Here is a 13,178-nt window from a genome sequence, read left to right as displayed (position 1 = left end):
TGTTCCAAATGTCAAGGCGTTCGATAGTGGTTTGATCAGCCTGGAGGGGCAAACGGAGGACGGGAATGGATCCTGACATCAGGAAAATTGTGACCTTTGACGAGGAAGTGCTGACCGAAGGCTTCAAAAAAACGGATACGCCCTGGCGCATGTTTGCGGTGGCGGCTGTGGTCCGCAACCCCTGGGCCGGACGTTTTGTCGAGGACCTGACCCCGGAAATCCAGGCCTATGGGCCGGTTCTTGGCAGCCTGATGACGGAACGGATGATCAAACTGGCCGGAACCGGAGATGCTATCGAGGCCTATGGCAAGGCCGCGGTCGTCGGGCTCGATGGAGAGGTGGAGCACGCGTCCGGCCTGATCCATACGCTGCGCTTCGGCAACTACTACCGGCAAGCAGTCGGGGCAAAGTCATATCTGGCATTCACCAACACGCGCGGCCCCGCCAACGCGCCGATCATGGTTCCGTTGATGGACAAGAACGATGCCGGGCGGAGGTCTCACTATCTGACCATACAATTCGCAATTCCCGACGCTCCGCGTGCTGACGAGATCGTCGTCGTGCTTGGCGGCGCGACCACCGGCCGGCCGTTTCACCGAATTGGCGACAGGTATCAGGACCTCAAAGAGATGGGCCATGATGTGGACAACCCGGCAGCGGTCTGAGACGGGCGGTCTTGCGCTTGTATCGACGGGGTCAGGGCCCCGCGTTCTGCTGATCCATGGTGTTGGCCTTCGGGCAGAGGCCTGGAACGCGCAAATTGCCGCGTTGTCCCAACGTTTCGAAATACTGGCTCCGGACCTGCCCGGACATTGCGGCAGCGCAGAACTGCCAGGTGAGCCGGCATTGCAGGCTTATGGCGACCGGATCGCCAGCCTGCTGGACCGGCCGGCTGTTGTTGTTGGACATTCGATGGGCGCCATGATCGCGCTGGATTTGGCCTCGCGATATCCGGGGCAGGTTCAAGGCGTTGCCGCCCTGAACGCAATCTACATGCGAAGCGGAGCAGCGCAGGCTGCGGTGCGCGCACGCGCTGCGGGTCTCGATGGCGTCAGTGTTTCCGATCCGTCTGCCACGCTCTCCCGCTGGTTCGGCGAGGCGCAGTGCCCGGAACGCAATGCCTGCCATGCCTGGCTTTCCGATGTGAATCCAGGTGGGTACCGCACCGCCTATTCTGTCTTTTCCGATGAGGACGGTCCACGCGACGCGATGCTCAAAGCGTTGCAATGTCCGGCTCTTTTCATGACGGGTGGCCGCGAGCCGAACTCCACTCCGGCGATGAGCCGCGCAATGGCCGGTCTTGCTCCCGATGGTACGGCGCGGATTGTCGAGACGGCGGCCCACATGATGCCGATGACACATCCGTCGGAAGTGAACCGTGTCCTGCTAGATTTCGCAGAAGGATGCCAATCATGAGTGCAATCGATCCGCGTGACCTGCGGGATGCCTTCGGGCGGTTCATGACCGGTGTTACCGTGGTTACGGGGCTGGATGGAGATGGCACTCCCGTCGGCTTTACCGCGAACTCCTTTTCCTCGGTTTCCCTTAACCCGCCTCTATTGCTGGTGTGCCCTGGCAAGTTCCTGTCGAGCTTCAATGTGTTTTCCGCATGCAGGAATTTCTCTGTCAGCGTTCTGAGCGAAGGCCAGGAAGATGTTGCCAACACCTTTGCCGGTTACAAGGGCGACCGGTTCGCACGGGTGGCTCATACATCAAACTCACACGGGGTGCCGGTGATAGACGGTGCGATCGCGGCGTTTTCCTGCAGGACCCATCAAGTCATACCGGCCGGCGATCATATTGTTCTCATTGGTGAAGTTACCGAATTCCGGCAGGGTGAGGGACGGGGACTTGGATATTCAGGGGGGCAATTCTTCAGTCTCGGCCTGGAGCATCAGGCGCGTGATCCAGGTGCCAGGAAGAATATCTGCGGTGCGCTCATTGAGGTTGAAGGAGGCGTTCTGCTGAAGCCATCGCCGGATGGCTACCGGCTGCCCGAATGCATTGCGCCTGACCGGACCGCCCTGAGGGAGTGCCTGAAAGAAGAGCTGAGCCACCTGGGAATCGATGTTGAACTTGGACCGGTTTTTTCTGTCTTCGACGACCGGTCGAAGGAAGTCCATTTTGCCTACCTGCTTGGCAAAGCGACTTCCGTGAATCCGGTCAGCGAGTATGAACGCATTCCGTTTTCCGACCTTGCCGGCCTCACATACAGTTCGTCCGCGACCGCACGTATGTTGCAACGGTTTGCGGAGGAGGCCCGGACACGCAATTTCAATCTCTATCTCGGTGATCTGGTCTCAGGCGAGACCCACCGGCTGAATGAAAAGGCCTGACCATGGAATTTTCCCTTTTTGCTCACATGGAGAGGTTGTCACCGGACGAGCCGCACGCGAAGCTCTACGAGGATTTTCTGGCGCTCTGCAGGACGGCCGACGATGGCGGCATGCGGGCGATCTGGACCGGTGAACATCACGGCATGGAATTCACCATAGCCCCCAACCCGTTCCTGTCGCTGGTCGACCTCGCGCACCTCACAAAAAATGTGCGGCTGGGAACCGGCACGATCGTCGCTCCGTTCTGGCATCCGATCAAACTGGCCGGCGAAGCGGCCGCGGCCGACCTGATGACCGGCGGCCGGATCGAACTTGGAATTGCCAGGGGCGCCTATTCCTACGAATACGAGCGGATGATGCCGGGAATGGATGCCTGGGAGGCCGGCCAGAGGATGCGCGAGACGACACCACTCCTAAGAAAGCTCTGGCAAGGAGATTACGCTCACGAGGGAGAGTTCTTCAATTTTCCCGCAAGCACCTCATCACCGAAACCCGTTCAGGAAAACGGACCTCCGATCTGGATTGCCGCGCGGGATCCGAACAGTCACGAATTCGGTGTTCACAACGGCTTCAATATCCAGGTCACGCCCCTATGGCAGGGGCATGATGAAGTGGAAACGCTGATGGGCCGGTTCAACGACGCCTGCGCGTCCTGGGGTGGGCCCAGGCCCAAAATCATGCTGCTGCATCACACCTATGTCGGCTCCGACAGCGATGATGTTCTCAGAGCAACGCAGGAACTCTCTCGTTTTTACTGTTACTTTGGCGCATGGTTCCAGAACAAGCGCCCGGTGTCGCAAGGCCTGATCGCCGAGCTTTCGAATGAGGAATTGGCGGCGAACCAGATGATGGCGCCGGAGAACCTTGCCAGGGACCTGACGATCGGAACGGCGAGTGAGGTCATCGACCGGATCAAGCGCTACGAGGACCTCGGCTATGACGAGTTTTCGTTCTGGATCGACAGCGGCATGAGCGCGGAGCGCAAGCGCGCGTCGCTCAGCCGCTTCATCGACGATGTAATGCCGGCGTTCGGCTGAGAGGACATGATGCAGCATTATCAGCTTTTCATCGACGGTAGCTGGACGGATGGACGTACCGGACAGGTGATGTCGTCGCAAAACCCGGCAACAGGGCAGGACTGGGCGACATTTGCCTGCGCAGCAGCTGAGGATGTCGATCGGGCTGTTGCCGCCGCCAAGCGCACGCTGGCTGATCCCGGATGGCGGGACATGACCCAGACGGCGCGCGGCAAGCTGCTCTACCGGTTGGCAGAACTGATCGAGGAACGTGCTGCTCACATCGGTGAAATCGAAACCACCGACAGCGGCAAGTTGCTCGCCGAAACCGCCAGCCAGACAAAATACGTCGGTGACTACTACCGCTACTACGCAGGCCTTGCAGACAAGATCGAAGGCCAGGTTCTTCCGATCGACAAGCCTGACATGCATGTGTTCACACGTCGCGAACCTATCGGTGTCGTTGCTGCGATCGTTCCCTGGAATGCCCAGATGTTTTTGACGGCAACCAAGCTCGGACCGGCTCTGGCAGCCGGATGTTGCGTGGTGTTGAAAGCCTCCGAAATCGCTCCGGCGCCAATGCTGGAATTTGCGCGGCTGATCGAAGAGGCTGGTTTCCCGGCCGGCGTCGTTTCGGTGATCACGGGGGACGCGGAAAATTGCGCCATTCCGCTGACACGGCACAAGGATGTCGACAGGGTAGCTTTCACCGGCGGCCCAGAAACCGCGCGGCACGTGGTGCGCAATTCTGCGGAAAATTTTGCGGTCACCACGCTCGAGCTCGGCGGCAAGTCTCCCATTCTTGTGTTTGAGGATGCGGATCTTGAAGGGGCCGCCAACGGTTTGATCGCCGGCAATTTCGGTGCGTCCGGACAGAGCTGTGTCGCCGGCACCCGCGGACTGGTTCAAAGACCGGTTTTCGAAGAACTGGCAAGACGAATAGCCGAGAAGTCGGAAGGCATTGTCGTCGGCGATCCACTTGCGGCGTCGACCCATGTCGGACCGCTTTGCACCCGCGCACAGGTAGAAAAGATCGGGGCGACCCTCGAGGCAGCCAAATCGCAAGGAGCCCGGATACGGTTCGGTGGTGCGCCGCTTGATCGGCCTGGCAACTACATGGCTCCGACGCTTGTGGAATGCAAAACGCCCGAGACCGAGACACTTCAGGTCGAGATGTTCGGTCCCGTCATGTCACTCCTGCCTTTCGACACCGAAGAAGAGGCAATTGCACTGGCAAATGATACGCCATATGGCCTTGGATCGGGTGTCTTCACACAGAATGTGGCGCGGGCCCACCGCGTATCTTCTCGGCTGAGGGCCGGGATCTGCTGGGTGAATACCTATCGGGCCGTTTCCCCGATCGCTCCCTTCGGTGGGTTCAACCAGTCCGGATATGGCAGAGAAGCGGGGCTAGAGGCGATCCTGGATTACACACGGACCAAAACGACCTGGATCAACATGTCTGAAGCACCCATGAGCAATCCGTTCGTGATGCGCTGATATCATCCGTCGCTGTTCGTGTCTTTAGAGCGAACGGCGGCACGATCCCCAAGCAATCTGTCGAAAGCTTAATTTGCAATCCAGATAGTGCCGGTGTCATGTGGTGTTGCACTTGACAGAGCTTTGTCGATTATCGAAAAAATATCCAACTTTTTCGTAATTAAGGCACAGAATGCTTTTTGGTGGACGCAATAGTGATGACGAGACGGTTGTGGCCATGCTCGCCTCGGCGATCCGCCGCGACATCTCTTTCGGTGTTCTTCCCCCGGACGAAAAATTGAAAATCGAAGCGCTCCGCCAAGCCTATGGCGGGTCCAACCACTCCATGCGCGAGACGTTGAGGATGCTGTCGGCGGAAGGTCTGGTCGAGGCGACCAGCCAGCGCGGGTTTCGAGTGATGTCCGCAACGCAGGAAGATCTGGAAGACATTCTGCTGATGCGGATCCAGACCGAGAAGCTTGGTCTGTCGCGGGCGATGGAACGCGGGGATGTCGCATGGGAATCCAGAGTGGTTGCCGCCTTTCATGCGCTCAGCCGCGCGGAAGCAGCCGTCGTCGCGCAACCCGAGGATATCACCGCGCTGGAATGGGACGAAGCCTGCCGCGCAGCATCGGAAACACTTTTGTCCGCTTGTGGTTCGCGCCGGCTCATCCAGGTCGCCGGAAAATTCTACAATCAGTCGCGCCGGTTCCGTCTTGCGCTCTTGCGTGAAGGCCGGATCGACTTTCTGGAACGAGCAGACCGGTTGGAGAGGCTTCAAAGAGCCGTTCTCAGCCGGGACGAGGTGAGTGCACTCGCGCTGCTTGAAGAAGACATTCGCGCCGATCTCGGTGCAGGCAAGACAACAGCAAGAACGCAATGAAACGGGAGGATTGAAAGATGAAATTCAACAGACGCCAGACCCTTGGCCTGATGGGGGCAGCTGCCGTGACGAGCCTGGCCGCACCGGCCATTGCGCAGAACAGGAAGATCGTGGTGGGCGCGCTGCGCTTCACTTCCCATTCCGGCAGTTTCATTGCACTTGAACGCGGATACTTCAATGATGCGGGCCTTGATGTCGAGTTGAAATTCTTTCAGGCGGCGCAGCCGATGGCCGTGGCGATCGCGTCCGGCGATGTCGACTATGCGGTAACTGCCGTGTCCGGCGGCCTGGTTTCGCTCGCTGACAAGGGCGCAATCAAGGTGATCGGCGGTGCGCTCAGCGAAGAAAAGGGCATTGATGGCCAGAAAATCCTGGCGTCAGATGCAGCATTCAAGTCTGGCCTCACGTCACCTTCGCAGCTCGGTGGCAAAACGTTCGGCATGTCCACGGCTGGATCGTCCTTCCACTACATGGGCTCGAAAGTCGCCGAGGCCGAGGGCGTCGAGATGTCCTTCAAGCCGCTGCAAAAGGTTGGCGCAATCATCGGGGCACTCAAATCCGGGCAGATTGATGCCTGGTCGATCGTGCCGCATATTGCCAAGCCGCTGGCCGGATCAGGTGCCGTTCACATTATCGGAAATATCTCGGACTACCTTCCCGGCTACCAGGTGACGACGGTCTTCACCTCGGCAAAGAATGCCGCCGACGAGCGCGACCAGACCAAAGACTTCCTGACCGGGTTCGGCAAGGGAGTCAGCGACTACAACTCGACCATGATCGACAAGGCCGGTGGCGATGCCGGCGTCAACGAGATGGTCGATCTGATCCACAAATACGTCTACACCGACCGTCCGCGCGAAAAGGCTGCGCCGTCCATCATCAACGGCACGATGCGGATAAACGAAGGTTCCAAGCTGAACATTGCGTCCCTGCGCGACCAGCTGGAGTGGTTCCAGGCCGAAGACCTGGTCGGCAAGGACATCACGCTCGACACACTGGTCGACGGAAGCTACGTCGAAACATACGAAGGCTGAGCATCAACGCAGCGAGAACGGTGGCCGAAAATGGCCGCCGTTTCGTCTCATGCGGGCATGTTGTCAGGCAGCTATCGGGTAGGCATGGATATCAAACTGGACGGCATCAGCCATCACTATGGTCATACCGAAGTGCTGCGAAATATCTCGTTGGACATCCCCGCGGGACAAATCGTTTGTCTGGTCGGTCCATCGGGATGCGGCAAATCCACATTGTTGCGTCTGATCGGCGGTCTTGAAAGGCCCGGCAACGGCCGCGTGCTTCAAGTCGGCGCACCGCCTGCCGACAGCCTCAACCCGCTGACCTTCGTGTTCCAGGATTTTGCACTGCTGCCCTGGCGGTCCGTGAAGGGCAACGTCTCGCTTGTGCTGGAGGATCACGGCATTCGCGGCAAGCGCTCCAAGGCAATCATCGATGACGTGCTGAACCGCACCAAACTTGCCGATTTCGCCGATGCGCTTCCAAAGCAGCTTTCCGGCGGAATGAAGCAGAGAGTGGCCATTGCCCGTGCGCTCGCGGTCAACCCGGCCGTCATGCTGATGGACGAACCGCTCTCGGCGCTCGACGCGCAAACACGCGAATTGCTGATGGACGACCTGGTCGCCCTCTGGACGCGCCAGCCCTTTACCGCCGTCTATGTAACGCACAACCTGGCTGAAGCCGTGCGGCTTGGCCATACGATCGTGGTGCTTTCGCGCCGTCCCGGGCGGATCCGGGAAATTATCAGCATCGATACACCGATCAGTGAGCGCCGGGCCGGCGACCCGGTCTGTCAGCGCAAACACGACCTTCTGTGGGAACTCATGCGCGAGGAAGCGCGAGCTGCGGACGAGGAACTGATCGATGGCTGACACGGGGGCGGGAAAAAAACGTGATGGTGACGGGCCGATCGAAGTGCGGTTCCGTGGCGGCGGATTTGCACCCAGGTCACTGCGCTGGGTCGGTGTCGCGGTTTTCGTCGTCCTGATCGCGATGGTCCAATGGGGCACCGAGAGTGGCTGGATTTCCGCGTTGACGCTGCCCAAGCCGACAGATGTGCTGGCAACCTTCCGAGAGCTGTGGGAAAGCGGTCTTCTGTTCAAGCATCTGCAGCCGTCGCTGACCCGTCTTGTTATCGGAGCGGCACTCGGGGCGAGCACCGGAATTGCGATCGGTGTTCTGATCGGGCTGTTTTCCTACGCCCGGGCGGGACTGGTGCCGCTGGTCGCAGCTATTTTTCCAATCCCCAAGATTGCGCTCCTGCCGCTTTTCGTGATCTGGTTCGGCATCGATGAGGGCTCGAAATACGCGCTGATCGCCTTCGGTACCTTCACGCCGACCGTGGTTGCGACCTATGGCGCGGTGGACAATGTCGATCGCTCGCTGATCCGCATGGGACAGAGTTTCGGGCTTTCCTGGTCCTCGATCGTGCGCAAGATCGTGTTGCCCGGCGCGATGCCGGGTATTCTCTCGGGACTGCGCATCAGCCTTGCGATTGCGATCATTCTTCTGGTCGCGGCGGAAATGCTGGGCGCGGAATACGGCATCGGCGCCTATATTCTGGAAGCCGGGTCGCTATACGATCTGGAGCGTTTGTTTGCCGGTGTGGTTATCCTGTCGCTGCTGGGTGTTCTCGTCAGTGCGTTGATCGGCTTCCTGGAAAAACGGCTCCTCGGCTGGAGAATTTGAAAAAACATCTTCTACGCGCTCAACACAATATCTGGGCTAATATCTTGTTTCGAAATTGCTTTTCCGACCGTTTGGTCTGAAAACACACTTCAGACATCTTCGCTTGATGGACGCTTCGTCAAAACGGGGCTAAAACAGGCCTCATCACGGTACATTGGGAAAGTGCGGCCGGGACCGCACGACACAGGAGAGCAGCTTTTTCTGAGTTGCGCGAGCGGCTGCACGCGCATTGGTTGCAATTAAGAACAATTCATGAACATATTGCAGCGGCAAGACAGGATTGGTTCTGATGGCAGGTTTAGAAGATATCACCGGTTAATCGGACAAACTTCGTGCGTTCGACCCAATAGGTGGCATTCCGAATTTAGCCGAAAGAGCTGATGCTTGAATTGATCTTTTTGTGTGTGCGCACGTTTTTAAGAGCACTAGAACGAAAAAAGAATTCAAGACATTCCACGGAGCGAATGAATGGCAAGTATCGACAATATCGCCGGCTGGCGGGAAGAATATGAATATCTTGAATATGGTGACGGCACTGATGCTGCGACCGACGATCCCGCTAGAGGCGTTTGGCGTGCCCATAAAAACAAGTTTGTCCATGGAATGCCTCCCAAACCCCCGATTTCCCAGGTTCTGCATCTGGTTGAAGTGATGCTCGGCAACGAGGAAACGAGAAGTGCCATGAAGGAGCTCTCCGATTGGTGGGACCTTTTGGAAAAAAAGGGTCCCTTCGAAGATGACGATCCTGAAATGGCCCTTTTTCCCGATGAGGCCGTCCAGTTGCTGATCGAATTCTGGCAATGGTTCTGTTTCAAGGCGGGATATCCTCATCTTGGCCAGGTTTTCCACCATGTCGCTAGAGAAGTCGCTAATAAGATTCTACAAGGTCGTCTTCCCGGTGTTCACGCACGCGAGACCGAGGAATATCTGCTTCAGAATTTCAGCCTTTTTGTCAGCGCAGATGATGAAGGGGCGTCACAATGAAGAAGCAAAAAGTGATCCTCCTGGACCAGGCTCAAATCGGGAGGATTCTCAAGTCGGGCGGGTTTGCGGCTCTTGATGCCGTCGTCGGGCGCGGCGACAAGTTTCTGCTCGTCGAGCAAGCAATTTGCCCTGAGGTTTCGCTCTAGAACAATTCGTGAACATATTGGTGTTGACAAGCAGGACCGAAACACATGGCAAGTATCAACAACATCGCCGGTTGGCGGGAAGAATATGAATATCTTGAATATGGTGACGACGACACCGACTATGATGCCGGGATCTACGATCCCGTCATGGACGATTGGTTTGCCCATAAAAACAAGTTTGTCCATGGAATGCCTCCCAAACCCCCGATTTCCCAGGTTCTGCATCTGGTTGAAGTGATGCTCGGCAACGAGGAAACGAGAAGTGCCATGAAGGAGCTCTCCGATTGGTGGGACCTTTTGGAAAAAAAGGGTCCCTTCGAAGATGACGATCCTGAAATGGCCCTTTTTCCCGATGAGGCCGTCCAGTTGCTGATCGAATTCTGGCAATGGTTCTGTTTCAAGGCGGGATATCCTCATCTTGGCCAGGTTTTCCACCATGTCGCTAGAGAAGTCGCTAATAAGATTCTACAAGGTCGTCTTCCCGGTGTTCACGCACGCGAGACCGAGGAATATCTGCTTCAGAATTTCAGCCTTTTTGTCAGCGCAGATGATGAAGGGGCGTCACAATGAAGAAGCAAAAAGTGATCCTCCTGGACCAGGCTCAAATCGGGAGGATTCTCAAGTCGGGCGGGTTTGCGGCTCTTGATGCCGTCGTCGGGCGCGGCGACAAGTTTCTGCTCGTCGAGCAAGCAATTTGCCCTGAGGTTGTGCTCTAGAACAATTCGTGAACATATTGGTGTTGACAAGCAGGATCGAAACACATGGCAAGTATCGATAATATCGCCGGTTGGCGGGAAGAATACGAATATTTCCAATACGGTGACGAAAACACCGACACCGACGCCGGGATCTACGATCCCGTCATGGACGATTGGCGTGCCCATAAAAACAAGTTTGTCCATGGAATGCCTCCCAAACCCCCGATTTCCCAGGTTCTGCATCTGGTTGAAGTGATGCTCGGCAACGAGGAAACGAGAAGTGCCATGAAGGAGCTCTCCGATTGGTGGGACCTTTTGGAAAAAAAGGGTCCCTTCGAAGATGACGATCCTGAAATGGCCCTTTTTCCCGATGAGGCCGTCCAGTTGCTGATCGAATTCTGGCAATGGTTCTGTTTCAAGGCGGGATATCCTCATCTTGGCCAGGTTTTCCACCATGTCGCTAGAGAAGTCGCTAATAAGATTCTACAAGGTCGTCTTCCCGGTGTTCACGCACGCGAGACCGAGGAATATCTGCTTCAGAATTTCAGCCTTTTTGTCAGCGCAGATGATGAAGGGGCGTCACAATGAAGAAGCAAAAAGTGATCCTCCTGGACCAGGCTCAAATCGGGAGGATTCTCAAGTCGGGCGGGTTTGCGGCTCTTGATGCCGTCATCGGGCGCGGCGACAAGTTTCTGTTCGCTGCCCAAGCATTTCACGCGGACAAGGATTTGCTAAAGATCCCCGAATCTGAACGGGCGGCTTTCAAGGCGTGGCTTCAAGAGAAAACATATGCCGGCAAAGTCGTCACCGTCGACGACATAGATATAACCTCAAGAAAAGAACAAAAGAGGTACGACCCGGAGGGCCGGGCCGGCAAGCGTGGCACCAACAAGGAACTCTGGGATATGGGTGCCCGGAAATTCATGTTGGAGAACCAGGACATCTATGACTTCGAGGTCATTAGCGCGGACCACGCGTTCCTTGACAACAGGGTTGGAAAACATCATCCGCTGAAGCGCATTCACTTCGAGCGCGTCAGCATGAAAGCCCTCATGAGCTGGTTGGTGGCGCACCCGAATGTTGACCTTACAGAAGCAAACTTCAATTCCATTCGCGAAACTGCTCTCAAGGGTCACTTTGGCGAAAGTCACCACCTTGAAAAGCAGCAGCCGGATGTTCCGGAAAGTTACGAAGCTGCGCTCAAGCTGAAGGACGAAGCTCGGCAAACGAATGTCTTGGAGGATCGTGAAAAGCGCAAAACCAACAGAAAACGGGCTGCAAAAAGAGGCCGGAAGCTGTTCGATCTTGGTGCGCCGATCTTTATTACCGGTGCTGCTGCCTATGCGATGCACGATCTGATTACAAGAGAAGCGGAGGAAAGCGGACTTCCCTATCTGGAGGCTGCTCAATCGCTTGGGATCGAGTTTACGAGGGAACAGCTCAAGAACCTGGCGGCCGAAGCCGGTATCGACCTTGCCATTACCTTCACGCCGATCGGACCGTTGAAGAAAGCCTGGGACGTCCTGGGCAATATCGACGACATCGTGTCGCTGATGCAGCTTTACGGTGAGGCCTATCCGGACGACGAAGTGATCCAGCAGATGGCGGCGCTCGCCGATGATGTGACGGGCTCCACAGCACTGGCTGCCTATGTGGAAGGACGCGATGCCCTGACCGGGGCCGTTGGCGGGGTTCTCGACCGGGTGTTCGGCAGTGCCGAAAGCGAGGAAGAGGCCGCCGAGGCGATCGGCAAGGTGCGCGGTGCGATCCGGACCGGCGGCGAAGAGCTGGACGCAGCGCTGGCCAACGGCGCAGGCACGAACGAACTCACCGATCTGCTGCTGCACCGGGCGGAGGAAAGCGCACCGGCACGGCTGGTGGAACCGGATTTCCGCAATCCGGACCTGTCGCCCGGGCGCGTGCTTGAGGGCGAGGCACCGCTGTCGGATGTCGACCGGTTGCCGGGGTCCGACCCGATCCTGCCGCCCTCGATCTGGCCCGAGGAACGCCTGCATGGGGCGGGGCGGAGCGGCGCGGATGATTTGGCCGCAGCATCGGGCCAGGCCGGATCTGGAGCAACAGGTTCGTTTTCGGGCCGCAAGACATCCTATGACCGGATCAGGCGCTTTGGCGGAAGCCCGGAAGAAGAAGCGCAGGCGCTTGCAGAATACAATGCACAACTGAAGCAGAGCCTCATCTACATGCGGGGCGACGAGGAGGTTGCCAAGGTGACTGCTGCGCGGATCCTGGCGCTTGAATGGGGTCTGACAGCCTTTGCCACCCATGAGGACGGCACGGTGATCAAGTATCCCGTGGAGAAGGTCTACAGCGATCTGGAAGAGGACGGTTTCCGCTATGTGCGCGAGGATGCGGAGCAGGCACTGACAGAACGGGGGATCAGGGCGAAACAGGTCTATGTGATGCCGAACCGGCGAACGGGGAGTGACTGGCTGCAGGGGGGATATGACAAAGACGGTTATGGCCCGCGGATGACGCTGTCCTATGACGATGAGGCGGGTGAGCGGCGTGTGGTGACGGAGAGTTTCCAGGCGAATGTGGACCGGGCCTGGCAGCGCAGCCGCATGACCCATATGGCGCGGCTAAGACAAAAGGCTGAAGAGTTCGGCCTGACACAGCCCAAACAGTCCGAGGCGGAAGCCAAGCCAATGGTCCCCGAATCGCCTGCTGCACCTCAGGGTGTGCCGGCAGCTCCATCAGAGCACCCGGACCCAACAGAAAATTCAGTTGGACAACCTGAAAGAAGTCCTGAATTGCGTCCGATGCCAAGGGTGCAGCCAATGCCTTCCGGCTACGGAGTTGCAGGCACCAAACCTTCACCGGGAGCAAATTCAGGACCCTGATGCCAAGGTTGGTCATGACCTAAATGCCCGGCGGGGGCGCGTTTCGCAAACAGTCGCCCCAATGGGGCGGTT

The 13,178-nt window shown here is 57.6% G+C and carries 15 protein-coding genes; all 15 read left to right on the top strand.

Going from position 1 to position 13,178, the window contains the following annotated elements:
* The first annotated feature begins 65 nt into the window (after positions 1–65).
* Positions 66–665: an amino acid synthesis family protein gene (locus LA5095_RS18195; protein WP_055117476.1), complete on the top strand. Its 600-nt coding sequence runs from the start codon at positions 66–68 to the stop codon at positions 663–665.
* The gene (locus tag LA5095_RS18190) at positions 637–1,416 is read left to right on the top strand and encodes an alpha/beta fold hydrolase (protein WP_055117474.1); all 780 of its coding nucleotides are present in this window, start codon (positions 637–639) and stop codon (positions 1,414–1,416) included. The genes LA5095_RS18195 and LA5095_RS18190 overlap by 29 nt, the downstream gene beginning before the upstream one ends.
* A complete protein-coding gene (locus LA5095_RS18185; protein WP_055117472.1) occupies positions 1,413–2,336 on the top strand; it encodes a flavin reductase family protein in 924 nt (307 codons plus the stop codon). The genes LA5095_RS18190 and LA5095_RS18185 overlap by 4 nt, the downstream gene beginning before the upstream one ends.
* A 2-nt stretch (positions 2,337–2,338) precedes the next feature.
* Positions 2,339–3,373, top strand: a complete 1,035-nt coding sequence (locus LA5095_RS18180) for an LLM class flavin-dependent oxidoreductase (RefSeq protein ID WP_055117470.1) — start codon at positions 2,339–2,341, stop codon at positions 3,371–3,373.
* Positions 3,374–3,382: 9 nt separating this feature from the next.
* Complete coding sequence (locus tag LA5095_RS18175; RefSeq protein ID WP_082442904.1) at positions 3,383–4,852, top strand: aldehyde dehydrogenase; 1,470 nt, start codon at positions 3,383–3,385, stop codon at positions 4,850–4,852.
* A 172-nt stretch (positions 4,853–5,024) separates the two neighbouring features.
* A complete protein-coding gene (locus LA5095_RS18170) occupies positions 5,025–5,714 on the top strand; it encodes a GntR family transcriptional regulator (RefSeq protein ID WP_055117465.1) in 690 nt (229 codons plus the stop codon).
* Between the two features lie 17 nt (positions 5,715–5,731).
* Positions 5,732–6,748 (top strand): ABC transporter substrate-binding protein, encoded by a 1,017-nt coding sequence (locus tag LA5095_RS18165; protein ID WP_055117463.1) that lies wholly within the window; start codon positions 5,732–5,734, stop codon positions 6,746–6,748.
* 84 nt (positions 6,749–6,832) lie between these two features.
* Positions 6,833–7,600 carry an ABC transporter ATP-binding protein gene (locus LA5095_RS18160; RefSeq protein ID WP_055118030.1) on the top strand — a complete coding sequence of 256 codons (768 nt, stop codon included), beginning with the start codon at positions 6,833–6,835 and terminating at the stop codon, positions 7,598–7,600.
* Complete coding sequence (locus LA5095_RS18155) at positions 7,593–8,417, top strand: ABC transporter permease (protein WP_055117461.1); 825 nt, start codon at positions 7,593–7,595, stop codon at positions 8,415–8,417. The genes LA5095_RS18160 and LA5095_RS18155 overlap by 8 nt, the downstream gene beginning before the upstream one ends.
* Before the next feature lie 468 nt (positions 8,418–8,885).
* Positions 8,886–9,401, top strand: coding sequence for a hypothetical protein (locus LA5095_RS18150; RefSeq protein WP_055117458.1), 516 nt, complete (start codon positions 8,886–8,888; stop codon positions 9,399–9,401).
* Positions 9,398–9,547: a hypothetical protein gene (locus tag LA5095_RS32765; RefSeq protein WP_158510404.1), complete on the top strand. Its 150-nt coding sequence runs from the start codon at positions 9,398–9,400 to the stop codon at positions 9,545–9,547. Before LA5095_RS18150 ends, LA5095_RS32765 begins: the two co-directional genes overlap by 4 nt.
* A 45-nt stretch (positions 9,548–9,592) precedes the next feature.
* Complete coding sequence (locus tag LA5095_RS18145; RefSeq protein ID WP_055117456.1) at positions 9,593–10,117, top strand: hypothetical protein; 525 nt, start codon at positions 9,593–9,595, stop codon at positions 10,115–10,117.
* Entirely contained in the window at positions 10,114–10,263 is a 150-nt protein-coding gene (locus tag LA5095_RS32760; RefSeq protein ID WP_158510403.1) for a hypothetical protein, read from the top strand. Before LA5095_RS18145 ends, LA5095_RS32760 begins: the two co-directional genes overlap by 4 nt.
* 45 nt (positions 10,264–10,308) lie before the next feature.
* Positions 10,309–10,833: a hypothetical protein gene (locus LA5095_RS18140; protein WP_055117454.1), complete on the top strand. Its 525-nt coding sequence runs from the start codon at positions 10,309–10,311 to the stop codon at positions 10,831–10,833.
* Positions 10,830–13,106, top strand: a complete 2,277-nt coding sequence (locus tag LA5095_RS18135; RefSeq protein ID WP_055117453.1) for an EF-hand domain-containing protein — start codon at positions 10,830–10,832, stop codon at positions 13,104–13,106. Before LA5095_RS18140 ends, LA5095_RS18135 begins: the two co-directional genes overlap by 4 nt.
* Positions 13,107–13,178: the final 72 nt, after the last annotated feature.

The organism is Roseibium album, from assembly GCF_001404515.1.
GTDB lineage: Bacteria > Pseudomonadota > Alphaproteobacteria > Rhizobiales > Stappiaceae > Roseibium > Roseibium album.
The sequence above is the reverse complement of the archived record's forward strand: the minus strand, read 5'-3'. Positions and strand labels throughout refer to the sequence as shown.